Source organism: Pseudomonas juntendi (assembly GCF_021560075.1).
GTDB classification, from domain to species: domain Bacteria; phylum Pseudomonadota; class Gammaproteobacteria; order Pseudomonadales; family Pseudomonadaceae; genus Aquipseudomonas; species Aquipseudomonas juntendi.
The window spans coordinates 1,619,084-1,643,516 of record NZ_CP091088.1; the positions used below are offsets into that span (position 1 = coordinate 1,619,084).

The 24,433-nt window shown below is 63.8% G+C and carries 21 protein-coding genes; 8 read left to right on the forward strand and 13 right to left on the reverse strand.

Annotation, left to right across the window (positions count from 1 at the left end):
* The 3 genes from L1P09_RS07410 to L1P09_RS07420 all read right to left on the reverse strand — a co-directional run bounded on the left by L1P09_RS07410 (position 1) and on the right by L1P09_RS07420 (position 3,204).
* Positions 1-1,212, reverse strand: a complete 1,212-nt coding sequence (locus tag L1P09_RS07410) for a nitrate/nitrite transporter (RefSeq protein WP_235768662.1) — start codon at positions 1,210-1,212, stop codon at positions 1-3.
* 189 nt (positions 1,213-1,401) lie between these two features.
* Positions 1,402-1,977: an ANTAR domain-containing response regulator gene (locus L1P09_RS07415; RefSeq protein ID WP_192440643.1), complete on the reverse strand. Its 576-nt coding sequence runs from the start codon at positions 1,975-1,977 to the stop codon at positions 1,402-1,404.
* 12 nt (positions 1,978-1,989) lie between these two features.
* Positions 1,990-3,204: a CmpA/NrtA family ABC transporter substrate-binding protein gene (locus tag L1P09_RS07420; RefSeq protein ID WP_054905089.1), complete on the reverse strand. Its 1,215-nt coding sequence runs from the start codon at positions 3,202-3,204 to the stop codon at positions 1,990-1,992.
* A 158-nt stretch (positions 3,205-3,362) separates the two neighbouring features.
* Between L1P09_RS07420 and L1P09_RS07425 the strand changes: the two genes are divergently transcribed.
* Positions 3,363-4,385, forward strand: coding sequence for a quinone-dependent dihydroorotate dehydrogenase (locus L1P09_RS07425; RefSeq protein ID WP_235768663.1), 1,023 nt, complete (start codon positions 3,363-3,365; stop codon positions 4,383-4,385).
* A gap of 106 nt (positions 4,386-4,491) precedes the next feature.
* Here the strand turns inward: L1P09_RS07425 and rmf are convergent, their stop codons facing one another.
* Positions 4,492-4,707: a ribosome modulation factor gene (rmf, locus tag L1P09_RS07430; protein ID WP_003248687.1), complete on the reverse strand. Its 216-nt coding sequence runs from the start codon at positions 4,705-4,707 to the stop codon at positions 4,492-4,494.
* A gap of 558 nt (positions 4,708-5,265) precedes the next feature.
* Here rmf and rlmKL point away from each other — a divergent pair.
* Together rlmKL and L1P09_RS07440 are read left to right on the forward strand one after the other, a co-directional pair.
* Positions 5,266-7,458 carry a bifunctional 23S rRNA (guanine(2069)-N(7))-methyltransferase RlmK/23S rRNA (guanine(2445)-N(2))-methyltransferase RlmL gene (rlmKL, locus tag L1P09_RS07435; protein WP_232892861.1) on the forward strand — a complete coding sequence of 731 codons (2,193 nt, stop codon included), beginning with the start codon at positions 5,266-5,268 and terminating at the stop codon, positions 7,456-7,458.
* Between the two features lie 94 nt (positions 7,459-7,552).
* Complete coding sequence (locus L1P09_RS07440) at positions 7,553-9,943, forward strand: sensor domain-containing diguanylate cyclase (RefSeq protein WP_054905087.1); 2,391 nt, start codon at positions 7,553-7,555, stop codon at positions 9,941-9,943.
* Between the two features lie 75 nt (positions 9,944-10,018).
* Here the strand turns inward: L1P09_RS07440 and dacB are convergent, their stop codons facing one another.
* From dacB to L1P09_RS07480, 8 genes are all read right to left on the reverse strand, one after another.
* Positions 10,019-11,476 carry a D-alanyl-D-alanine carboxypeptidase/D-alanyl-D-alanine endopeptidase gene (gene dacB / locus L1P09_RS07445; RefSeq protein ID WP_029887788.1) on the reverse strand — a complete coding sequence of 486 codons (1,458 nt, stop codon included), beginning with the start codon at positions 11,474-11,476 and terminating at the stop codon, positions 10,019-10,021.
* Positions 11,477-11,662: 186 nt separating this feature from the next.
* Positions 11,663-12,007 carry a YggL family protein gene (locus L1P09_RS07450; protein WP_009684007.1) on the reverse strand — a complete coding sequence of 115 codons (345 nt, stop codon included), beginning with the start codon at positions 12,005-12,007 and terminating at the stop codon, positions 11,663-11,665.
* Positions 12,008-12,048: 41 nt separating this feature from the next.
* Positions 12,049-15,681: an ATP-binding protein gene (locus tag L1P09_RS07455; RefSeq protein WP_235768664.1), complete on the reverse strand. Its 3,633-nt coding sequence runs from the start codon at positions 15,679-15,681 to the stop codon at positions 12,049-12,051.
* Between the two features lie 8 nt (positions 15,682-15,689).
* A complete protein-coding gene (locus tag L1P09_RS07460; RefSeq protein WP_009684005.1) occupies positions 15,690-16,307 on the reverse strand; it encodes a response regulator transcription factor in 618 nt (205 codons plus the stop codon).
* Between the two features lie 284 nt (positions 16,308-16,591).
* Positions 16,592-17,923 carry a deoxyguanosinetriphosphate triphosphohydrolase gene (locus L1P09_RS07465; RefSeq protein WP_054905086.1) on the reverse strand — a complete coding sequence of 444 codons (1,332 nt, stop codon included), beginning with the start codon at positions 17,921-17,923 and terminating at the stop codon, positions 16,592-16,594.
* Positions 17,924-18,079: 156 nt separating this feature from the next.
* Positions 18,080-18,409: a hypothetical protein gene (locus L1P09_RS07470; protein ID WP_009684003.1), complete on the reverse strand. Its 330-nt coding sequence runs from the start codon at positions 18,407-18,409 to the stop codon at positions 18,080-18,082.
* Complete coding sequence (locus tag L1P09_RS07475; RefSeq protein ID WP_009684002.1) at positions 18,406-18,780, reverse strand: phage holin family protein; 375 nt, start codon at positions 18,778-18,780, stop codon at positions 18,406-18,408. The genes L1P09_RS07470 and L1P09_RS07475 overlap by 4 nt, the downstream gene beginning before the upstream one ends.
* A 9-nt stretch (positions 18,781-18,789) precedes the next feature.
* The gene (locus L1P09_RS07480) at positions 18,790-19,104 is read right to left on the reverse strand and encodes a DUF883 family protein (protein WP_009684001.1); all 315 of its coding nucleotides are present in this window, start codon (positions 19,102-19,104) and stop codon (positions 18,790-18,792) included.
* A gap of 324 nt (positions 19,105-19,428) precedes the next feature.
* Here L1P09_RS07480 and L1P09_RS07485 point away from each other — a divergent pair, with 324 nt between their 5' ends.
* The 5 genes from L1P09_RS07485 to L1P09_RS07505 all read left to right on the forward strand — a co-directional run bounded on the left by L1P09_RS07485 (position 19,429) and on the right by L1P09_RS07505 (position 22,792).
* A complete protein-coding gene (locus L1P09_RS07485; RefSeq protein WP_054905085.1) occupies positions 19,429-20,637 on the forward strand; it encodes an ammonium transporter in 1,209 nt (402 codons plus the stop codon).
* Between the two features lie 65 nt (positions 20,638-20,702).
* A complete protein-coding gene (locus L1P09_RS07490; protein ID WP_009683999.1) occupies positions 20,703-20,942 on the forward strand; it encodes a glutaredoxin family protein in 240 nt (79 codons plus the stop codon).
* Positions 20,943-21,050: 108 nt separating this feature from the next.
* Complete coding sequence (locus tag L1P09_RS07495) at positions 21,051-21,482, forward strand: D-Ala-D-Ala carboxypeptidase family metallohydrolase (RefSeq protein WP_029886185.1); 432 nt, start codon at positions 21,051-21,053, stop codon at positions 21,480-21,482.
* 65 nt (positions 21,483-21,547) lie between these two features.
* A complete protein-coding gene (locus L1P09_RS07500) occupies positions 21,548-21,856 on the forward strand; it encodes a hypothetical protein (RefSeq protein WP_009683997.1) in 309 nt (102 codons plus the stop codon).
* Between the two features lie 51 nt (positions 21,857-21,907).
* Complete coding sequence (locus L1P09_RS07505; protein WP_054905084.1) at positions 21,908-22,792, forward strand: pseudouridine synthase; 885 nt, start codon at positions 21,908-21,910, stop codon at positions 22,790-22,792.
* Between the two features lie 67 nt (positions 22,793-22,859).
* Here L1P09_RS07505 and L1P09_RS07510 read toward each other — a convergent pair whose 3' ends face one another.
* Positions 22,860-24,425: a methyl-accepting chemotaxis protein gene (locus L1P09_RS07510; protein ID WP_029886187.1), complete on the reverse strand. Its 1,566-nt coding sequence runs from the start codon at positions 24,423-24,425 to the stop codon at positions 22,860-22,862.
* Between the last annotated feature and the right edge of the window lie 8 nt (positions 24,426-24,433).

Consider the following 24,433-nt stretch of genomic DNA (forward strand, 5'->3'; position numbering starts at 1 on the left):
TCAGACCCGCGCTGCGGTCACGGCCGCCGAGCCCCAGGTGGTGCGCCAGCGTTGTTTCACGCCGTGCAGGCCGAACCAGGCCAGCAGGCCCAGGCTGGCGAACAGCCACAACCCCAGTTGGTAATCGCCAGTGTGCTGCTTGATGGTGCCCAGCCCCGCCGCCAGCAGGAAGCCACCCATACCACCGGCCATGCCGATCAGCCCGGTCATCACGCCGATTTCCTGGCGGAAGCGTTGCGGCACCAGTTGGAACACTGCGCCATTGCCGGCACCCAGGCCGAGCATGGCGCTGACGAACAGGGCCAGGGCGGCTGCCGCGGAGGGCAGGTTGAAGCCGACGGCAGCAATGCAGACGGCCGCTAGGCTGTACATGCCCAGCAGCGTGCGGATGCCGCCAAAGCGGTCGGCCAGGGCGCCACCGAGCGGGCGCATCAGGCTGCCGGCGAACACGCAGGCCGCCGTGTAGTAGCCGGCGGTGACCGGGCTTAGGCCGTACTGATCGCTGAAGTAGCCGGGCAGGGCGCTGGCCAGGCCGATGAAACCACCGAACGTGACGCTGTAGAAGAACATGAACCACCAGCTGTCGCGGTCGCCCAGTGCCTTGAGGTAGTCGGCCATGGCTTTGGGCTTGGGCCGTTGTGGGGCGTTACGTGCCAGCAAGGCGAAGACCACCAGCGCCAGCGACAGTGGCAGCAGTGCAAAGCCGAAGACATTGTTCCAGCCAAAGCCGGCTGCCAGTGCCGGGGCGAGCAGGGCCGCGAACACCGTGCCCGAGTTGCCGGCCCCGGCGATGCCCATGGCCTTGCCTTGATGCTGTGGCGGGTACCACTGCGAAGCCAGTGGCAGCGACACGGCGAACGAGGCGCCGGCAAAACCGAGGAACACGCCCAGCAGCAGTGCCTGTTCATAGCTGTGCACGCCCAGGCGCCAGGCAGCGGCCAGCGCGACGATGACCACTACCTGGCCGATCAGCCCGGCGGTCTTGGGCGACAGGCGGTCCACCAGCACGCCCATGGCAAAGCGCAGGATGGCCCCGGCCAGGATCGGCACCGCCACCATCAAGCCCCGCTGTTGTGCGCTCAATTGCAGGTCGGCGGCAATCTGCACCGCCAGTGGGCCCAGCAGGTACCAGACCATGAAGCTGAGGTCGAAGTACAGGAACGCGGCGAACAGCGTGGGCACATGCCCGGATTTCCAGAAGCTGGTACTCATCGAACACCTCACTCGGTCATGCAACGGAACGAAAAAGACGCCGCCACCCGCTCCACGGCTGTGGAGGGGCGAGCGACGTCTTTGTCGGAATTAAGTGGGGCAACCGCCGTTGGTTACCGGTGCGTTTTGTTCAGCAAGAGATGGGCCAACTGTGCCTGGGCAGGGTGGCCAGGCAGTGCACCGGCCCCCTCAGCCGAGCATCTCGTGCATGGCGATGATCTGCTCGGCCACCTGGATCAGCTTCTGTTGGCGGCTCATGGCCTGGCGGCGCATCAGGGTGTAGGCCTGTTCTTCGTTGCAGTCTTTGATTTTCATCAGCAGGCCCTTGGCTTGCTCGATACGCTTGCGTTCAGCCAGTTGCTGGTCGCGTGCCAGCAACTGGGCGCGCAGGGCCTGGTCGCTTTCGAAGCGAGCCATGGCCACGTCCAGAATCGGCTGCAACCGCGCCGCATGGATACCTTCCACGATATAGGCACTGACCCCTGCCTGGATCGCCTGGCGCATCACCCCGGGGTCGTGTTCGTCAGTGAACAGCACGATCGGTCGGGGTTGGTCACGGCTGACCAGCACCACATGCTCCATCACATCGCGGTCCGGTGAATCGGTATCGATCAGCACCACGTCCGGGCGCACCGTTTCGACGCAAGCGGGCAGGTCGATGGTCAGGCCTGGGGCTTCGGTGACGTCGAAGCCGGCCTCGGTCAAAGCGGCCTTGAGGCGGCCTAGTTTGCTCTGGGTGTCGTCGATCAGCAGGATGCGCAGCATGGTCGTCCCCCCTTACCTGCCAACCTGGGCGTCGGGCAGCTCGCCCAACGCATGCAGGCTGAAGCTACGGGCATAGCCATAGGGGTCGCTGCCGTCCCAGCGGCCACCGTCTATCAGCAGGCTGCTGCGCATGGGGTGCGCCGGGTATGCCACGCCCAGGCTCTGGGCTGCCTCGGTGTACAGCGCCAGGTGCTGGACCTGGCCCGCGACCTGGAGGTAATCCGGGTCTTCGCGCAGCAGGCCCCAGCGGCGAAACTGGGTCATGAACCACATTCCGTCGGACAGGTATGGGAAGTTGGCTCGGCCCTGGTCGAACAGGCGCAGGGCGTGCGGGTCTTGCCAGTGGTTGCCCAGGCCGTCCTGATAGTGGCCCAGCAGGCGTGGCTCGATGCTGGCCAGCGCGGTGTCCAGGTAGGCGCTGCCACTGAGCAGTTGCGCGGCGCTGCGGCGGTTGTCCGGGCTTTGCTCGATGAACCGGCTGGCAGCGAGGATCGCCTTGATCAACGCGCGCGCGCTGTTGGGGTATTGTTCGGCAAAGGCGCGGGCACAGGCCAGGACCTTTTCCGGGTGGTCGGGCCAGATCGACTGGCTGGTGGCCAGGGTAAAGCCCTGGCCTTTGGCGACCGCGTCGGCGGCCCACGGCTCGCCGACGCAGAAGCCGTCGATGCGCCCGGCCTGGATGTGTGCGGCCATCTGCGCAGGCGGTACGACTACGCTGTCGACGTCACGCAAAGGGTGGATGCCCTGGCTGGCCAGCCAGTAATACAGCCACATGGCGTGGGTGCCCGTGGGGAAGGTCTGGGCAAAGGTCAGCCGCGGGCCATGTTGGTGCACCAGCCGCGCCAGTGCTTCAGGGTTGGTCACGCCTTTGCGTTGCAGGGTCGGGGACAGGTTGATGGCCTGGGCGTTCTGGTTCAGCCCCATGAGCACGGCCATGTCGCTGCCCGGCACGCCACCGATGCCCAGGTGCACGGCGTAGACCAGCCCATACAGGCAGTGCGCGGCGTCCAGTTCGCCACTGACCAGTTTGTCCCGCAGGCCGGCCCACGAGCCCTGGCGCTTGAGGTTGAGGGTCAGGCCGTGCTGCTGGGCGAAGCCCTGGGTGGCGGCGACCACGACCGAGGCGCAGTCGGTGAGGCCCATGAAACCGATGTTGAGGCTGGGTTTCTCCGGCGCGTCGCTGCCGTTGACCCAGGCCAGGGGCGTTGCTCGGGGTGCAGTGTTCACAAGGTTCCTCGCCCATACTGATAAGGCTGTGGGCACTTGGGGTGCAACCGATGTGCCATTTACGCGACCACCTCGCCCCATGGCCCCACGATGTGCTGTCATGCCGGCGCCGCGCTGGCTATAATCGCCCCCTCACTCACCCTGAGCCTTGCCCGCCCATGTATACCCTGGCCCGCCAGCTGCTGTTCAAGCTTTCCCCGGAAACTTCCCACGACCTGTCCCTGGACCTGATCGGTGCCGGTGGCCGTCTTGGCCTAAACGGCATGCTGTGCAAGCAACCGGCGGCGTTGCCGGTTTCGGTCATGGGCTTGAACTTCGCCAACCCGGTCGGCCTGGCCGCCGGCCTGGACAAGAATGGCGCGGCCATCGACGGCTTTGCCCAGTTGGGCTTCGGTTTCGTCGAAATCGGCACCGTCACGCCGCGCCCGCAGCCGGGCAACCCCAAGCCTCGGCTGTTCCGCCTGCCGCAAGCCACCGCCATCATCAACCGCATGGGCTTCAACAACCTGGGGGTCGACCACCTGCTGGGTCGTGTTCGTGCGTCGCGCTACAGCGGTGTGCTGGGTATCAACATCGGCAAGAACTTCGACACCCCGGTCGAGCGCGCGGTCGACGACTACCTGTTCTGCCTGGACAAGGTGTACACCGCTGCCAGCTATATCACGGTCAACGTCAGTTCGCCGAACACCCCGGGCCTGCGCAGCCTGCAGTTCGGCGATTCGCTCAAGCAACTGCTCGATGCCTTGGCCGAGCGCCGTGAGCAGCTGGCTGCTGAACATGGCAAGCGCGTGCCGCTGGCGATCAAGATCGCCCCGGACATGAGCGACGAAGAAACCGCCCTGGTGGCGGCTGCATTGATGGAGTCGGGCATGGATGCGGTGATTGCCACCAACACCACGCTGGGCCGTGAGGGTGTCGAAGCGCTGCCGTATGGGGGCGAGGCAGGTGGCCTGTCAGGCGCGCCGGTGCTGGAGAAGAGCACCCATATCGTCAAGGTGCTGGCGGGCGAACTGGGTGGCAAGTTGCCGATCATTGCCGCCGGTGGCATCACCGAAGGGCGCCACGCTGCCGAGAAGATCGCTGCCGGGGCGAGCCTGGTGCAGATCTATTCGGGCTTCATTTACAAGGGGCCGGCACTGATTCGCGAAGCGGTGGATGCGATCGCGGCGATGCCGCGCTAGTTTGGCGCTTTGCCAGCCCATTAAAAAGGGCCCCTTGAAGGGGCCCCTGGGCCTACGCCCGCCGCCCGATTGGGGCGTGCATGTAAATCGAATTCAGTGTCCTCGATCAGCCTACGGCGTGATTTTCGTTGAGTCTATGGATGCCAGCGGTGCCAGTCATTCCGTCCCAGTTATCGCCGCGACCTTCACGCCAGCCGTTGATCCAGGCTTGGCGAACAGAAGGAAGATTGAACGGGCAGAGTTCGCGGGATTTGCCGGTGACCCCGTATTGGTAGCCACGTGAATATGCTCTTTCCAACGGATCACGCTTAAGTCTTCTCATAGGGTGTTGCCCTCACTTGTTGACTGTAATGTCCCGTCGGCCTCTCCGAGGCCGGGCAGAGTCTTTCTGCCGGTTTGCGCTCGCTGCCGGCGTCGCGAGCTGGATGTGCCGCCTCGTTGCGAAGCGGCCTGAGACCAGTTCTATCGAATGCGAGTCACGGTGTGAATGATCGATTTGTCATAACGACGTAACGTTTGTGAGGGTGTGGGGATAAGTAAAGAAATGCGACTCAACCTTGTTTAGCGTTGAGCCCGCTACGATCGGGGTTTGCCGATCATTGACGTCATTTTGCCAGCGTCACTCAAGGAACAGAGAAATAATTTGAAATGCGACGAAGGGTCACACAGGGCTCTACGTCGCCAGAATTTTTCGTACTGCCTGATGATCTAAGCTGTCTTTGCCACCCGGCAAAGTGCAGATCTGTCAGGTGGCCCGGCCCGCTGCGGCACACGTTGTGCCCAACCGGCCACCTGCACGCCTGCTGGAAAGGCGTGCGGGCAAACATCGCGGGGCGATGCGTCGCCTCGTCAGTCAATAGCCCAAGGCTCTGGAATATTCATGTCGGACCGTTTCGAACTCTACCTCACCTGCCCCAAAGGCCTTGAAGGCCTGCTTGCCGAAGAGGCTAAAGGCCTTGGCCTGGACGAAGTGCGTGAGCACACCTCGGCCATCCGCGGCGCCGCCGACATGGAAACCGCCTACCGCCTGTGCATCTGGTCGCGTCTGGCCAACCGTGTGCTGCTGGTGCTCAAGCGTTTTTCCATGAAGAACGCCGACGACCTGTACGACGGCGTGCACGCCGTCGACTGGGCGGAGCACCTGGCGGCCGATGGCACCCTGGCGGTCGAGTTCAGCGGCCATGGCTCGGGCATCGACAACACCCATTTCGGTGCGTTGAAGGTCAAGGATGCTATCGTCGACAAGCTGCGCAACCGCGAAGGCCTGCGCCCGTCGGTGGAAAAAATCGATCCTGACGTTCGCGTGCACTTGCGCCTGGAGCGCGGCGAGGCGATCCTGTCCCTCGACCTGTCCGGGCACAGCCTGCACCAGCGTGGCTATCGTCTGCAGCAGGGCGCCGCGCCGCTCAAGGAAAACCTGGCGGCCGCTGTGCTGATCCGCTCCGGCTGGCCGCGTATTGCCGCGCAAGGTGGCGCGCTGGCCGACCCGATGTGCGGTGTAGGTACGTTCCTGGTAGAGGCCGCCATGATTGCTGCCGACATCGCGCCCAACCTCAAGCGTGAACGCTGGGGTTTCAGCGCCTGGCTCGGCCATGTGCCGGCGCTCTGGCGCAAGGTGCATGAAGAAGCGCAGGCACGGGCCCAGGCTGGCCTGGCCAAACCCCCGCTGTGGATCCGTGGCTACGAGGCCGACCCGCGGCTGATTCAGCCGGGCCGTAACAACGTGGAGCGCGCAGGCCTGGGTGACTGGGTGAAAATCTACCAGGGCGAGGTCAGCACCTTCGAGCCGCGCCCGGACCAGAACCAGAAAGGCCTGGTCATCAGCAACCCGCCCTACGGCGAGCGCCTGGGCGACGAAGCCAGCCTGCTGTACCTCTACCAGAACCTGGGTGAGCGTCTGCGCCAGGCGTGCATGGGTTGGGAGGCTGCGGTATTCACCGGGGCGCCGCAACTGGGCAAGCGCATGGGCATTCGCAGCCACAAGCAATACGCGTTCTGGAACGGCGCGTTGCCGTGCAAGCTGCTGTTGTTCAAGGTGCAGCCTGACCAGTTCGTCACCGGTGAGCGCCGCGAGGCACCGGCCGACACCCGTGAGGTCGGCCAGCAGGTGCCCGTCACCAGCGAGCCGGCACGCCTGTCGGAAGGGGCACAGATGTTTGCCAACCGCCTGCAGAAAAACCTCAGGCAACTGGGCAAATGGGCCCGACGCGAGCAGGTCGACTGCTATCGCCTGTACGATGCCGACATGCCTGAGTATGCCCTGGCAGTCGATCTGTACCACGACTGGGTACACGTGCAGGAATATGCCGCACCACGCTCGGTGGACCCGGACAAGGCCCAGGCGCGCCTGCTCGATGCCCTGGCGGCCATTCCGCAGGCATTGGGCATTGCCCCGCAGCGCGTGGTGCTCAAGCGCCGCGAGCGGCAAAGCGGTTCCCGCCAGTACGAGCGTCAGGCTACCGAGGGCCGTTTCCAGGAAGTCAACGAAGGCGGCGTGAAGTTGTTGGTCAACCTCACCGATTACCTCGACACCGGCCTGTTCCTCGACCATCGCCCGATGCGCATGCGGATTCAGCGCGAAGCAGCCGGCAAGCGCTTCCTCAACCTGTTCTGCTACACCGCCACGGCCACCGTGCACGCGGCCAAGGGTGGGGCGCGCAGCACCACCAGCGTCGACCTGTCGAAAACCTACCTGGACTGGGCGCGACGCAACCTGGCGCTCAATGGCCATTCCGAACGCAATCGCCTGGAGCAGAGTGATGTCATGGCCTGGCTGGAGGGTAACCGCGACAGCTACGACCTGATCTTCATCGACCCGCCAACCTTCTCCAACTCCAAGCGGATGGAAGGTGTGTTCGACGTGCAGCGTGACCACGTGCAGTTGCTGGACTTGGCCATGGCCCGCCTGGCGCCCGGTGGCGTGCTGTATTTCTCCAACAACTTCCGTAAGTTCCAGCTGGACGAACACCTGATGGCGCGCTACGCCGTGGAGGACATAACGGCCCAGACCCTGGACCCGGATTTCGCCCGCAACAACCGCATCCACCGCGCCTGGCGCTTGCAGCTGCGCTGAGCCGACGGGGTACATTGCGCGGGTAGTGGCCAATAGCTATAACTTGGTTCATGGCTGGATAATCCGCAGGACGCTGACGTGACGAGACGTGTGTATGTCAAAGTGTGGCGTGCTTGCGCGGGTGCCTGGCCTGCGCGCAGAGGCGATGTCCGCCTGGGTGATGGCCTTGATTGCGCTGCTGGCCGGCGGCCTGCTGACGGCCGCCCTGGCCCTGGCCACGCAGTCGTTGTACAACCAGCAGCTGCGCCAGCGCTTCGAGTTGCTGGCGGGCGAGCGCTTTGGCCGCATCGCCGAGCGTTTTGCCGAACAGCAGCAGCGCCTGGATGGGCTGCGCTGGTTTTTCAGCTATTCCGATGAAATAACCCCCCGGGAATTTGCCGGTTATGCCCGGCCGCTGCTGCACCGTACCCAGGCCTATGCCTGGGCCCCGCGTGTAGAGGCCGCGCAGCGGGCCATATTCGAACGCCAGGCCAGCACCCTTGCTGGCCCGGGCTTTATGATTCGCGATCAGGACCCGCAGGGGCAGTGGCGCCGCGCCCCCGCGCGCGACCTGTATTTTCCCGTGCTGTATAGCGCGTCAGGCACCTTGCCGGGGCTGCCATCTGGTCTCGACCTGGCTGCGCAGGATGCGGCCCGGGCAGTGCTTGCGCGGGCGCTGGTGCCGGGGAGCATGGCGGTGTCGCAGCCGCTGAAGTTGAATACCAGCGAACCGGGCGTGCGCGGCCTGATGATGGTGGCCCCGGTATTCGCCGTTGCCACGCCCCACGGCGCGGCAGCGGGTTATGTGCTGGCCCTGTTGAGCATGCCCGAGCTGATCGGCGATGGCCGGCCAGTGGCGCCTGACGATAACCTGGTAACGCGCCTGGTTGACCCGTCCGGGCGGCAGGGCCCAGAAGTTCTGTACGACTCCAACAACCCCGTGGCGCCCCTGTCGCTGGTCAGCGATCAGGTGTTGCACCTGGCGGACCGCCAGCTGCTGCTGAGTATCCGCCCCAGCCTGGCATTCCTGCAGGCCAACCGTTCTTCGGCGGTGCTGGCAGTCGGTGCACTGGGCGGTTTGCTGAGCCTGCTGCTGAGCGTGCTGTTGTTCAACCTGTTCAGCCAGCGTCAACGGGCCTTGGCCCTGGTTGCACAGCGCACCGCAGCGCTGCAGGTCAGCGAACAGTCGCTGCGTGGCACCCACAACCAGCTGCGCAGCGTGCTGGATGCCGCGACCCAGGTTGCGATCATCGCCACCAACCTCAAAGGGGTGGTCAGCACCTTCAATGCCGGTGCCGAAAGCATGCTCGGTTACCCGGCCAGTGAAGCCATTGGCCGCCTGCGCCTTGAGCAACTGGTGCTGGCCGAGGAGCTGAGCCAGCGTGCGCATGCCTTGAGTTTGCGCTTTGGCCGCGCCATTGCGGGGGGCCATGCACTGTTTGCCGAAACCGTATACGAACAGGGCGCCGAGCCAGGTGAGTGGACCTTGGTACGCGCCGACGGCAGCCAACTGGTAGCCAACATGCTGGTGACCGCCATGCTGGACGACCAGGGTTTATGGGTGGGTTACCTGGCCATCTGCATCGACGTCACTGAGCGGCGTCGGGTACATGAGGCATTGGCTGCGCGTGACCGGTTGCTGGAAAAACTCAGTGCCGAAGTACCGGGCGGCATCTACCAGTACAGGCTGGATGCAAACGGCCATTCGTGTTTCCCCTATGCCAGCAAGGGGCTGTACGACATTTATGAGCTTGACCTGCAGCAGCTACGCGAAGATGCCGCCGCAGTGTACGAGCGCATTCACCCTGATGACCTGGAGCGGGTGAGCCGTTCGGTGCGCTACTCGGCCGAGCACCTGACGCCATGGCGCGAGGAGTACCGCGTGTGCCTGCCCCGGGCGGGCTTACGCTGGGTGCGTGGCGAGGCAACGCCGGAAGTGGGCGAGCAGGGCTGTACCTTGTGGCATGGCTACCTGACCGATATTTCCGATCTCAAGGGTGTGGAACACGAGTTGCGCAGGCTGTCGGTGACCGATTCGCTGACCGGCATCCATAACCGCCGTTATTTCCAGGAACGGCTGAAAAACGAGTTGGAGCGTGCCCAGCGAGATGGCCAGGCGCTGGCGGTGATCATGCTCGACATTGATCACTTCAAGCGCATCAACGACCGTTTCGGCCATGCGGTCGGTGACCGGGTGCTGCGTAGCCTGTGCCAGCGCATCGGCCAGCGCTTGCGGCGGACCGATGTGTTCTGCAGGCTGGGCGGGGAGGAGTTCATGGTGCTGTGCCCGGGCACTGATGCCGAGCAGGCGCGTGTGCTGGCGCTGGAGCTTTGGCAAGGCGTGCGCAATGACCCGGTAGACGGCGTGGGCCAAGTCACCGCGAGTTTCGGCGTGGCCGGGTGGCGGCCGGGGGAGGGCGCCGACGCGTTGCTGTTGCGCGCCGATGCCGGGGTTTATGCGGCCAAGCAGGCCGGGCGGGACCGGGTAGAGGGGGAGTCTGCCTGACCGCGCTGCCAGGTGCTGGTCACCACATCTTCAGCGCCTGTGAGATCGAGCGCCGCGCGGGCGGCGCTCGATGCATCAATTGGCAGCGGTGCTGCCGGCCAGCTTCGGCTGGCGGTACAGGTCCAGCAGCACCTGGTCCAGCACCTGCGAGGCACCCCATGGTTTCGGGTCGTTGAGGATCGCCGCCACCGCCCAGGTGTGGCCGTTGCTGTCGCGGCTGAAACCGGCTATTGCGCGCACCGTGTTCAGGGTGCCGGTCTTGATGTGCCCTTCGCCGGCCATGGCGGTGCGCTTGAGGCGCTTGCGCATGGTGCCATCCATGCCCACCAGCGGCATCGAACTCATGTATTCGGCAGCGTAGGGGCTCTTCCAGGCTGCCTGCAGCATCTCGGCCATTTCCCGGGTGCTGACGCGCTCGGCTCGCGACAGGCCAGAACCGTTTTCCATCACCAGGTGCGGCGCGGTAATGCCTTTTTTCGCCAGCCACTGGCGTACCACGCGCTGTGCGGCACGCGCATCGTCGCCATCGGCATCGGTGCGGAACTGTGCGCCAAGGCTGAGGAACAACTGCTGGGCCATGGTGTTGTTGCTGTACTTGTTGATGTCGCGGATCACTTCGACCAGGTCTGGGGAGAAGGCACGGGCCAGCAGGCGGGCACTCTTGGGCACGTTCTCGACACGGTCGCCGCCCTGGATGGTGCCGCCCAGCTCGTTCCAGATGGCACGTACGGCACCGGCCGCGTAAGTCGGGTGGTCAAGCAGGGCCAGGTAAGTCTGCGAGTTGCAACCGTCACCCAGTTGGCCGCTGACCGTCACACTGATGCCGTTGGCCTGAGGCACTGGGTTGTAGCGCACATCGCCACTGCATTGTTTCGAGGCTACAGGCTTGACCTGGTTGTCGATGCGGATGCTGGCAATCGGTGGCTCCACCGCAATGGTGACCTTGCCGCCATCGTTGCGGGCAACAAAGCGCAGGGCCTTGAGGTTGACCAGCAGCGAGTCGGGCTTGACCAGGAACGGCTTGTTTTCGTCACCGCCGTCGTCGTTGAACTGGGGCAGGTTGGGTTGCACGAAGTGGCTGCGGTCCAGTACCAGGTCACCGGTGACGGTGCGCACACCATTGGCGCGCAGGTCACGCATCAGCAGCCACAGCTTTTCCATGTTCAGCTTGGGGTCACCGCCGCCTTTGAGGTACAGGTTGCCGTTGAGCACCCCGTTGCTCAGGGTGCCGTCGGTGTAGAACTCGGTCTTCCACTGAAAGGTCGGGCCAAGCAGCTCAAGGGCTGCGTAGGTGGTAACCAGTTTCATGGTCGAAGCCGGGTTTACCGACACGTCGGCATTGAACACGGTGGGAACACCGGGGCCATCCAGGGGCAGCATGACCAGCGACAGTGCGGTGTCTTGCAGTTTGTTGGCTTTGAGCGCCTGCTGCACTTTGGCAGGCAAGGTGGTGTTGACGGCTGCGGCTTGGCTGGGCAAGGCAAAGGGCAATAGCAGGCCGGCGAGTACGAGGGGACGAAGCGTTTTGATCATGGTGAGCAAATACCCTGCAGCGAGGGAAAAGGACATTGGGGCTGTAAGCGATGATGGCCCCACGAGCTAAAGAAACCGCATTATGCCCCAAGCGTAGCGACGATGCGCCACGTTCGACGGAAAACCATCGCCAATAAAAAGGCCACCTCGAGAGGTGGCCTTTCTTCGATCGAACCGGGCTGAGGGTTACTCAGCCTTGTTGATCGGCTTTTCCGGGTACCAGGCGTCCAGCAACGGGCTGACTTCGATCTTGGTCAGTTCGCTGCGGCCTTTGAGCCAGGCTTCGACGGCAGCGCGTTGTTCTTCACTGACCGAGCCGCGTTTGACCGAGCACACCAGGCCGTAATCGTCACCGCCTACATAATCCAGGCCGTTGGCGTCCATGGCTTCAGCCAGGAACGCGTCGAGGAAAGCATCGATTGCCTGGTCATCCAGATCTTCCTTGAATTCCAGGTTCAGCTCGAAGCCCAATTCCTGAAACTCGTCGACACACAGCTTCTTGCGCAGACGACGGGAGCGGTTTGTGGCCATGAAACAATCCTCTTAGGTAATAACGCCGCGCAGTCTACCAGTTAACACGCGTGGCTGCCTGCCTGAGTGTCGGCGGGTGGCGCCAACTCCCTGGCCAGGGCGCGCTCCACCCGGCGCATGTGGCGTGCCAGTGCCTGGCGCTTCAAGCGTAGCTGGGCAGGGGTGAGGGTGCCGGCTTCCAGCGCTTCGCATGCCGCCATCAGGGCGGGTGCCTTGAGCATGCGTGCGGCGCTCAGCACCTTGTGGGCCTGGTCGGCGATGGCCGTGCTGTCGTGCTGCGGGTCCAGCGCCATCAAGCTGAGCAGGTCGGCCTGCAGGCTCTGCAGTAGCGCTTGCAGAAAACGCAGGCGGTCGTCGGGTGCTGGCCCGGTCACGGCCGCCAGGCCGTCCAGTTCGTACAACCTGCCCGGGGCGCATTGCTGGCGGCGCGGGTGAATGCCCGCCAGGCACTGGCTGAGCGTACTCAAGCTGATGGGCTTGAGCAGGCAGTCGTCCATGCCGGCGCTCAGGCACTTGCGACGGACCTCTGGCTGGGCGTTGGCGGTATAACCCAGGATGGTGCAGCGCGGCCGCTGGCCATGGCGTTCTTCGGTGCGCACGGCGGTTGCCAGCTGATAGCCGTTCATGTGCGGCATGTTGCAGTCCAGCACCAGCACGTCGAAATCACCGGCGCGCCAGGCGGCCAGGCCTTCCCGGCCATCCCGGGCGCTGGCATGCTGCAGGCCCAGATAACCGAGCTGCTGCGCCATCAGTTCCAGGTTGGCCGGGTGATCGTCGATCACCAGCACGCGCAGACCGGGGTCGGGAACGTCCAGGCATTCCGGCAACTGGGCGGGTTGCGCTGCAGCATCGACCCGTTGCAACGGCATCTTCAGGCGCACCTGGGTGCCGACATCCTCCAGGCTCTTGATGGTCAGGCTGCCCCCCATCATGTCGCACAGGTTGCGGCAGATGGCCAGACCGAGCCCGGTGCCCGCGCGGGCACCCTGGCTGTGCGGGTTGGCCTGGATGAACGGGTTGAACAGGCGTTCCAGGTCGTCGGGATGGATGCCGATACCACTGTCGCGCACCTCCAGGTCCAGCATTGCAGGCCTGCCAGGGGCTTCGTCCAGCAGGCTGACGCAGATGCGTACCTGGCCATGCTCGGTGAACTTGATGGCGTTGCTCACCAGGTTGGACAGCACTTGCTTGAAACGCAGGGGGTCGAGCAACGCGTGGCAACGTGCGGCCGGTTCGATGATCACTTCCAGCGCCAGGCCTTTTTGCCGTGCCTGGCCATCGAACATGCGCCCCACCGACTCGACCAACGCTGCCAGGTCGACCACCTCGGGGGCCAGAGAGAGATGCCCGGATTCGATGCGCACGATATCGAGAATGTCACCGATCAGGCCCAGCAGGTCTTTGGCCGAATGGTGCGCCAAGGCCAGCGCGCTGCGGTCCACCCACCCTTGATCGGCGCGTTTGACCGCCAGTTCGAGCATGCCGATGACGGCATTCATGGGGGTGCGGATTTCGTGGCTGATAGTGGCCAGGAAGGTGCTTTTGGCGCGGTTGGCATTGTCGGCCTGCTGCTTGGCCTGGCGCAGTTCCGTGACCAGCTGGCGGCGGTCGCTGATGTCGATCCAGCCGCCGATGATGCCCTGCACTTCACCCAGCCAATCACGGTAGGGCAGGATCCAGTGGTAGATGGTCATCTCCCGGCCCTTGATCCGCAACGGGCGGTCCATGATCAGGGGGGAGCCGGCAGCCATCACTTTGTGGTAATCCGCCTGGATCTGCCGGGTCTGTTCGGCGTCGGCGAACAGGCTGGCGCTCAGCTGTTTGCCGATAACCTGCTCGGAGCGGGCCTGCACCGCCTCCAGGTAGCTGTAGTTGCAGCTTTGCAGGCGGCCATCGCGGTCGCGCACGTACATGGGGTGAGGGGTGCCGTTGAGCAGTGCGCGCATGAATGCCAGTTGGTCGTTCAGCGCCCTTTCGGCGCGCTGGCGCTGGCGAATCTGCAAGCGCAGGCGGGCGTTCCAGAGCAACGCCAGCAGAAGCAGCACCGCCGTGGCCAGTACCACCTGCAGCGCCAGCCGGCGGTAGCTCTGGCTCTTGCTGTCTTCGTGCGGGCCAAAGCTGCGCCAGCGGTTGTTGATGACCCCCAGTTCCTCGGGCGAAATGCTCTGCAGGGCCTTGTCGAGAATCGAGGCCAAAGCCGGTGAAGACGCGTTGGTGGCCATGGCGTAGTTGGCGGGCTCGCCGCCGACCGAGGTGCGGATGACCAGGTCGGGGTTGCTGGCCAGGGCGTGGTTGGCATCGATCAGGGTGGTGATCACCGCATCGACGGCGCCGCTGTTGAGCAACGCCATGGAATAGAACGCGCTGGCGCTCTCGACCCAGCCAATGTGCGGATAATGCTGCGGCAACGTGGCATGCATGGCGCTGTGGCGGGTAAAGGCGATGCGGTGGCCCTGCAACTGCTCCAGGGACCCTGGGGCCGGTTTGTCCTTGCGGCTAACCAGAACATAGGCGCTTTCCAGGTACGGCCGGCTGATCTGCAGGTCCTTGTCGACCAACCCGGCGATGGCCAGGGCGGCGATCACGTCAGCGCGGCCATCCTTCAAGCGGGCGATCATGTCGGCAATGCCACTGGCCCGCTGTACCTCGAAGCGCAAGCCGGTCCGCAGGCGAATGAGCTCAAGCAGGTCAGCAGTGATGCCGCGAAAATGCCCCGAGCCATCGAAGTAGGACAAGGGCGCAGCCGTGTCGTCGATGGCCACACGCATCACAGGGTGCTGCTGCAGCCATTGTTGCTCTGTTGCGCTCAATTGCAGGTTGCGGTCGGTCAACAGCAGGTCGCTGCCGGCGCTCCAGCGTTTGAAGATACTGGCGCGCATGGCGGGGGGCTGGCTATCGAGGATGGTATCGACCAGTTCCCTCAGTACGGTGTCCTGCTGGCGCAGGGCAAAGCCGAAGCCGATGGCTTCGTGCTTGCCGAAGTTGGCCATGCGCAGGCGTGGCAGGTGGCCGCGGTTGAGCTGGTAGTGGGTGGAAACGGTGTCGCCGATGAACACGTCGGCCTGGCCGAACGCTACGGCATTCAACGCCTGGCTTGAAGACTCGAACGTCAGCAGCTCGGCCTTGGGGTAGGCGTTGAGCATTTCTGCCTCGGGCAGGTAGTGATAGAGCATGCCCAGGCGCATGCCGGCCAGGCCTGTGTCCAGTGCCCGCGTTTCGTCTTCGCGCGTGACCAGCACCGGCTGGTCAACGGCATAGGGGTGCGACAGGGCCAGGCCGTCGCTGGCCGCTTCGTAGCCATTGGCGCTGCCCAGCAGGTCGATGTCGCCTTGCCGGAGTGCTTCTACAGCGGCTTGGCGGCTGGGAAAACGCAGCACGCGTATCGGCAACTCCAGGGCCGTACCGATCAGGTTTGCATATTCGGCGGTGAGCCCCTGGTAGTCATGGCCGCCACTGGAGATGTCGAACGGCGGGTAGTCGGGGGCCGATGTTCCCAGTACCAGTTCCTGGCGCCCTGCAAGCCATTGCCGTTGCTCGGCGGTGAGTTGCGGTGGCGCTGGCCTGGCCGATGAACGCGCCAGGAGCGTGTACGATGCAGTTTCGTGGTGGGTGCCCAGTGCCGCGCTGCTGAACAGCAGCAGCGCGAGCAGCAGGCGGGCGAAAGGGCGGGCCATGAACATGCTCAGACCAGCGCGTTGCGCTTGGCCATCTCGATCAGGTCGACCAACGTACTGACCTGCAGCTTTTGCATGAGGCGCTTCTTGTAGGTACTCACGGTCTTGCTGCTGAGGAACATGCCCTTGGCAATTTCCTTGTTGCTGCGCCCTTGGGCGAAGAGTTGCAGCACCATCAGTTCGCGATCATTTACCTGGCGGAAAAGTTGCAGGTCGCTCGTGGTTACCTGGTCATGCTTTATTGCCTGGCTGGGGAAGTAGTTATAACCGGCCAGCACGGCCTTGATTGCACTCAGCAGTTCACCGAGGTCCTCCTGCTTGCACACATAACCGGCAGCACCCGAGTGCATGCAGCGCACGGCGAACAACGCCGGGGCCTGGGCAGTCAGCACCAGCACTTTCATGGGCAGCGCCATGGCCTGGAAGCGCGCAAGCACCTCCAGCCCGTCTAGCTTGGGGATGCTGATGTCGAGGATGACCAGGTCGGGGTGGCTCTCGCGGATCATCTGCATCGCGTCCACGCCATTGTCCGACTCACCGACAATCTTGTAATTCTGGTTTTCCAGCAGCATGCGGACGGCAAGGCGGATGACCGGATGATCGTCAACAATAAATATGGAATGCATGTTCAACTTGCCTGCGGTCAATTGTGGGTGACAGGCGGCACCTTATCGCAGTTGGAAGTCAACGGGCATGCAAGGAAGGGCTGTTTGCCCCATATGGGAAATGGCTTACAAGATAAAGCAAAACGGGCTACGAGATAATCGTGCGCGACCCAATGTCAAAGTGCATTTGGTAACTTTTCGTTGGCAAATTAAACGTGTTGTTTAATTTGCCCTCGGTATATGTAGGAAGTTTCCTGTAACCCAGGTGCAGCACCGGCACGCTGGCCGGTCTGCACCGCCATGGCTCAGCCCGGGCCCGAGCGCCCGGTCATTTCCCTGGCCATTTCGCTGGCGTAGCTGTCGGTCATGCCGGCGATGAAATCGATCATGCGCAGGAACGCGTTGTACAGCGAGCCGTGTGGGTCTGGTGCACTGTTGCCGAGCAGGTCCATGACGCGCCGGCTCTTGAACGAGGGTGTGCGCCCGCCGTGTTGTTCGAGCGCCGCGCCGCAGAAGGTATTGAGCAGGATTTCCAGTGTGGTGTAGGCGCCGATTTCGTGCAGGGTCTTGCGCTTGTCCTGGAAGATCTTGTTGCGCGCCATGTCTTTGGCCTGCAGGACGCAGCGCTTGGCCGGGCCGTGCATGTGTTCGACCAGGTCGCCTGGCAGTTGCCCGGCCAGCAACGCGTGCTGCTGCTCGACAAAAGCCTGGGCGGCAGCGTTGGTCAAGTGCTCGATGGCCTTACCACGCAGGATGGCCAGCTTGCGCCGGCGAGAATCGCCGGCGCCCAGTTGGCGATAGGTTTCCGGCAGATCGTCGCCGACCAGGTCGAGCAGCAAGGCTTCGACTTCGCCGTATTGCAGCAAGTCCATCTCCAGGCCGTCTTCCAGGTCGATCAGCGCGTAGCAGATGTCATCGGCCGCTTCCATCAGGTACACCAACGGGTGGCGCGCCCAGCGCTGGTGCTCCAGCTGTGGCAGGCCGAGCTTGCGGGCGATCTGTTCGAGCAGTGGCAGCTCGCTCTGATAACTGCCGAACTTGTGCTTCTTGTAGCCCAGGGCGTCGGCATGGCGGGCGCTCCAGGGGTATTTGAGGTAGGTGCCGAGGGTGGCATAGGTCAACCGGGTGCCACCGTCGAACTGGTGGTACTCCAGTTGCGTAAGCACGCGGAAGCCCTGCGCATTGCCCTCGAAATTGAGGAAGTCGGCACGCTCGTCATCACCCATGTCGTCCAGCCACCCGCGCCCGGCCGCCTGCTGGAACCAGTGACGTATGGCGTCTTCGCCAGAATGGCCGAATGGCGGGTTGCCGATGTCGTGGGCCAGGCAGGCCGACTGCACGATCATCCCCAGGTCGCTGGGCGCGCACCAGTCTGGCAAGCTTTCGCGCAGGGTTTCACCCACGCGCATGCCCAGCGAACGCCCCACGCAACTGACTTCCAGCGAATGGGTCAGGCGCGTGTGAATGTGATCGTTACTGGTGACGGGGTGCACTTGGGTCTTGCGCCCCAGGCGGCGAAAGGCGCCCGAGAAAATGATGCGGTCGTGGTCTTTGTGGAAGGGGCTGCGCCCGAGTTCTTCGGCGCTATACAGGGCTTTGCCCAGACGTTCGCGGGTGAGCAGGGTGTGCCAGTCCAAGGCGCGGTCTCCAGGGGGTCAAAGGCTATAGCTTCTGGTGTGCTGTGCCTGCGCGCAAGTGGCAGGGGCAACGCTGGCCGCTGGCACGCATTACCCGCGAATGGCCGGTGGCGGCACCGACACATTCGCGGTCGAGCCTGCGCCCATGCACCGCCTTCAGCGGCGACGGCTACCTTGCAGGTACAGGCGCACCAGCGGCAGCAGGCTGGTGCCCAGGCGCACAAGCCTGCCCAGGTTGCCGCTGCGCACGCCCTTGCCGGTCATGAAGCCCAGGGCTACCACAGCGCCAATGCCCCACAGCGGCGCGTGTTTGATGCCCAAGCCGTCGTGCAGCGAGCTGCCCATGCCGCGCATGCGCTGCAACGGTGCCAGCAGTTGCCCGGATTCGTGGCGGATCTCCTGGCGGTGCATTTCCATGCGCAGGCGCAGCAACGCCTTGCGCAGCTCGCGTGGGTTTCGTGTGTTCGGCAGTTGTGGCAGGTTCATGGCAACAAGCGCTCCCGGTCCTTGGCGAGTTCTTCGAGGGTGGCGTTGAAGGGAGATGACTCGTCGAACACCGCTGCCTTCAACCGTACACCGCAATACAGTGCAGCCAGGCTATAGAACACGCACAGGCCGATGATGCCGGCAAGGCGATAGCTGTCCCACAGCAGCACCAGTAGCAAGCCCGACAGTGCAGTGAGCAGCAGCAGGGCGAACACCAGTGCCAGGCCGGCGAACAACAGCAACCTCAGCGTGCGGCCTTTCTGCTCCTGCAGCTCGATACCGAACAGCTCGATATGGCTGTGCAGCAGCCCCAGCGCGGCTGCGCCCAGGCGCCTGCCCGATGCGCCGGCGCCGTTGGCTTCGTTCTCCATGGGAACCCCTTAACGCCGGTTGGCCAGCAGGCCGATCAACAGGCCGACGCCGGCAGCGATGCCGATGGCCTGCCATGGGTTTTCCTGTACGTACTGCTCGGCGCTGCCCAGCGCAGCCTGGCCGCGGTCGCGTACCGACTCCTGGGTCAACTGCAGGGTTTCGCGGGCCTGGGCCAGGCGCTCGTGAATCTGCCCGCGCAACTCCTCGGCCTGGTCGCCTGCCAGGTTGGCGGTGTCGGCCAGCAGCTTTTCGGTGTCGCGCACCAAAGCCTGGAAGTCAGCCATCAATATCTCTTGTGCAGTCTTTGCCGAATTGCTGGCCATGTGTCTCTCCCTGTCGATGAATATTGGTAGTTCGAGTGATAGCAGGCGCGGAAGGTTCAAGTGACCGTACACCCGCGTGTGCTGGTATGCGCCTTGCTATGTGTTTGCCACGTTGCGGGGCACCTCAGGCTGTTCTTGCGCCGATTCGGGGCGCCCACGCGGCGAATATCGATAAACCTTAACGCAATCCTCGACAAACCCAAGAAAAAACCACGCAGGTCGCGCCCACGCAACTGAAACAGGGTGATGGCTGGCACCGATTCGGTGCAGGGATGCAGGTTCTTGAACTGTCCTGGTGCCTTTTTCAGCAGGTCTGCCTATTTCATGGATAACATGCACAGCGCGATGGACTCCCTGGTCCACGGTTCCAACACCCTGTTCCTTCTCATGGGCGCCATTCTGGTGCTGGCCATGCATGCCGGCTTCGCGTTTCTCGAAGTGGGCACCGTACGCCACAAGAACCAGGTCAATGCCTTGTCGAAGATCCTCAGCGACTTCGCCGTTTCGGCGCTGGTGTATTTCTTTATAGGCTACTGGATCGCCTATGGGGTCAACTTCTTCCAGCCTGCTGCAACGCTGGCTGCCGACCATGGCTACGCGCTGGTCAAGTGCTTCTTCCTGTTGACCTTCGCTGCAGCCATTCCGGCGATCATTTCCGGGGGCATCGCCGAGCGTGCGCGTTTCGTGCCGCAACTGTGTGCCACCGCACTGATCGTGGCATTCGTCTACCCCTTCTTCGAGGGCGTGGTGTGGAACGGCAACCTGGGCCTGCAAGCCTGGTTGCAGGACCGCTTTGGCGCGCCGTTCCATGACTTTGCCGGCTCGGTGGTGGTGCATGCCATGGGCGGCTGGCTGGCGCTGGCGGCGGTGCTGCTGCTCGGCCCGCGCCGCGGTCGCTATCGCGATGGTCGGCTGGTGGCTTTTGCGCCCTCGAGCATTCCCTTTCTCGCCCTGGGCTCGTGGATCCTGATCATTGGCTGGTTCGGTTTCAACGTGATGAGCGCCCAGACCTTGGAGGGGCTCAGTGGCCTGGTGGCGATCAACTCGTTGCTCGCCATGGTTGGCGGCACGTTGTCGGCGTTGCTGGCAGGGCGCAACGACCCTGGCTTCCTGCATAACGGGCCGTTGGCCGGGTTGGTGGCGGTTTGCGCCGGCTCAGACCTGATGCACCCGATCGGTGCGCTGGCTACCGGCCTGGTGGCGGGCGGGCTGTTCGTGTGGACGTTCACCGCGGCCCAGAACCGCTGGAAAATCGACGACGTGCTGGGTGTTTGGCCGTTGCATGGCCTGTGTGGCGTGTGGGGTGGGGTTGCCTGCGGCATCTTCGGCCAGACGGCACTGGGCGGCATGGGCGGCGTGAGCCTGGTCAGCCAGCTGCTGGGGAGCCTGATGGGGGTGGTGGTGGCACTCGCCGGTGGTTTTGCCGTGTATGGTGCGCTGCGCGCCGTGCATGGCCTGCGCCTGAGCCATGAACAGGAGTTCCAGGGCGCCGACCTGTCGCTGCACCGTATCGGCGCCACCAGCCAGGATTGAAGGTGCACGATGGCCGTGGTGGTCCTAGAATAGGTTTCTCTGCATGCCACATCGGGAGCCGCCCCATGCTGCCTGAATGCCAACTGTTCGGCACCCTCGGCTGCCACCTGTGTGAAGTGGCCGAGTCGGTGCTGATGCCCTTCGTCGATCATGGCCTGCTGGTGGAGCTGGTCGATGTTGCCGAAAGCCAGCCTTTGTTCGAACGCTATGGGCTGGTCATTCCGGTGCTCCGGCGCTGTGACAACGGTGCCGAGTTGCACTGGCCGTTCGATGCCGAGCAGGTGGTGGCGTTCCTGGGGCAATGACACCGACAGGGGAGGTACAACCCTGCTCCATGGCAGGTGATGCGCGCTGATGATCAGGCGCCGGCGCACCAGTGCCGGTGCCCCTAGCCATCATCGGAACCGCTTGCCATGTTGATCACACCACATTTCACCCTCGCTGAACTGACCGTTTCCCAGCTCGCGGCCAGGGATGGGTTCGACAACACCCCGCCACCTGAAGCCAGGGCCAACCTGCAACTGCTGTGTTGTGCCCTGGAGCAGGTGCGCGCGCTGTTCGGCGTGCCCATCATTGTCAGCAGTGGCTACCGTAGCGAGAAAGTCAACCGCTTGATTGGCGGTGCCGCCAACAGCCAGCATGTACAAGGGCTGGCGGCTGACTTCACGGTCATCGAGGTCAGCCCGCGCGAGACCGTGCAACGGATCAGCGAAAGTACGGTGCCCTTCGATCAACTCATCCTGGAATTCGACAAGTGGGTGCACCTGTCGGTGGCGCGGGGCACCCCGCGGCGCCAGGTGTTGACCATCCGCAAGGGCAGCGGCTATCTGGCGGGGCTGCAATGAAGCGCATTGACTGCGACGCGAGGATGTTCGTATGCTGTATATAAATACAGTATCGAGGTAAAGCCATGCTCAACGTCGAGCAACTCAAGTACAGCGTCAACCGCATGCCTGTGGAGCGGGTGGCCGACGCCGTTCTGGAACTGCGCCTCGAGGGCCTGGTGACCGATGACCGCACCCCCTTCGGCAAGGTGCACTTCAATACCTGCTTTGCCGAGATCGAAGCCTTGTTCCAGCGGGCCGGCTACCACCGTGGGCTCGATGTGGTCGGGTACCAAGGGGCGCTCTACGCACTTTACGACCCTGGCCGCTGGGAGCCTGTGCAGGTGCTGCGCTGGTTGAAGGAACGCAGCGAGGCGCTGGCCCAGGCTGGTTGATGGGGCGGGGTTGGGTGATAATGCGCGGCCGTTTCTGTTCCGAGCCCTGCCATGTCCACGCCTTTCGACCCCGCCCGCCAGCAAGCCAGCACCGTGTGCCTGCCACCCGGTCACTGGGCAACGGTGCTCGATTGCCTGTGTGACCATTTCAAGGCCATCGACCGTGCCCAGTGGCTCGACCGCTTTGCCAGGGGGCGGGTGCTGGACGCCCAGGGGCAGGCAGTGGCTGCCGAGCTGCCTTACAAACCGGGCATGCGCTTGCACTATTTTCGCGAAGTGCCGAACGAGCGACCGATCCCGGTGCAGGAGCACGTGCTGCACGTGGACGAGCACCTGGTGGTGGCGGACAAGCCGCATTTCCTGCCGGTGACACCGACTGGCGAGTACGTTGAGCACACCTTGCTGCGCCGCCTGATCCGCAGGCTGGATAACCCTCACCTGGTGCCGTTGCATCGCATCGATCGGCATACCGCCGGGCTCGTGCTGTTCTCTGCCAACCCGCTTACGCGTAGCGCTTATCAGCGGCTGTTCCCCGAGCGACGTATCGACAAGCGCTACCAGGCCATCGCGGCCGCTTTGCCGCAACATGCGTTTCCGTTGGTGCACAAAAGCCGCCTGGTGCATGGCGAGCCCTTTTTCCGCATGCATGAGGTAGAGGGTGAGGCCAATAGTGAAACCCTGGCCGAAGTGCTGGAGAAGCGCGGAGCGCTGTGGCGGTACGGGTTGTCGCCGGTCACCGGCAAGACCCACCAGTTGCGGGTGCACATGGCTGCGTTGGGCGCGGGCATCAGCAATGACCCGTTCTATCCGCAGTTGCTCGACACCGCAGACGATTACCAGCGGCCATTGAAACTGCTGGCGCAGAGCCTGCGTTTCACCGACCCGTTGAGCGGCGAAGAGCGCTATTTCGAGAGCCGCTTGAGCCTGGACTGGTAACCCTGCCTGGGCATGCGTTGCCAGCCAGGGGCTGCTGTGCAACCCCTCGCGGCGCGCAGGTCTGCGGTCAGCGGTTGAAGCGCTCCACAAGTGAGTACTGGCTCCCGGCCGTAGTGGTCAGCTCTTCGCTCAACAGCGCCGAGTGCTGTGCCTGCTCGGCGGTCTGGTCGGCCAGTTCGGCGATGGTGCTGATGTTACGGCTGATCTCATCGGCCACGGCGGTCTGCTCTTCGGTCGCGGCGGCAATCTGGGTCGCCATGTCGGTGATGTTGGCGACCGCTTCGCTGATGCCGACCAGCGCTTCGTCAGCCTGCATCACACGATCAACGCCTTCCTGCGCCTGACGGTGGCCGGTTTCCATGGTCAGTACGGCGTTGCTGGCGGTTTGCTGCAGCTTGGCGATCAGGCTGTGGATCTGCCCGGTGGACTCGGCGGTGCGTTGAGCCAGCTGGCGCACTTCGTCGGCCACTACGGCAAAGCCACGGCCCATTTCCCCAGCCCGCGCCGCCTCGATGGCGGCATTCAATGCCAGCAGGTTGGTCTGGTCGGCAATGCCCTTGATTACATCGACGACACCGCCAATTTCGTCGCTGTCCTTGGCCAGTTGCGTGACGGTCTGGCCGGTTTCGCCCACTGCTGTCGACAGGCGTTCGATGGCCTCGCGGGTTTCCCCGGCAATCTGCCGGCCTTGGCTGGTCAGGCGGTTGGCTTCCTGGGTGGCATCGGCTGTGCGTTGCACGTGGTTGGCAACTTCCTGGGTGGTCGCAGCCATCTGGTTGACGGCGGCGGCGACCTGTTCGGTTTCGACCCGCTGGCGTTCCAGCCCCGAAGAGCTCTTGTGTGCCAGGGCGTCGGACTGCCGCGCCTGGTCGCTGAGGTGCTCGGCGCTGTCCTGCAAGCGGGTCAGGCAGGTTTTCATGCGCGCATCCTGGCTGAGCATGGCCATTTCCAGGCGGGCCTGCACGCCACGGCTGTCGGTGTACATCTGCGCGATCAGCGGGTCGGAGGTGGTCTGTTCAGCCAGCCGCAGCAAGCGCTTGAGGCCGCGTTGCTGCCAGCTCAGGCCGATCAACCCAAGCGGTACGGAAAGCGCGGCGGCCAACGCGAAGCCCCAGGAATGGCCCAGCCAGTTGCCAATCAGGAAGCCCGCCTGGCTGATCAGGATGAACGGCAACCAGTCCTGCAGCACCGGCAGCCACTTGTCACGGCGCGGTACCGGCGGCTTGCCCTGATTGATGCGCTGGTACAGCGCCTCGGCGCGGCGGATCTGTTCGGCGGTGGGTTTGACCCGCACAGACTCGAAGCCGACCACCTGGTTGTTGTCGAAAATCGGTGTGACGTAGGCGTTGACCCAGTAGTGATCGCCCGACTTGCAGCGGTTCTTGACGATACCCATCCACGGCTGGCCTTGCTTGAGGGTTTGCCACATATGGGCAAACACAGCAGGCGGCACGTCGGGGTGGCGCACCAGATTGTGCGGCGCACCGGTCAGTTCTTCGCGGGTGAACCCACTGATGTCGATGAAGGCATCATTGCAGTAGGTAATCACGCCCTTGGCGTTGGTGGTGGAGATCAACCGCTGCTGGGCAGGGAAAGTCCGTTCTCTCTGGGTAATCGGCTGGTTGTTACGCATGGGGTGAT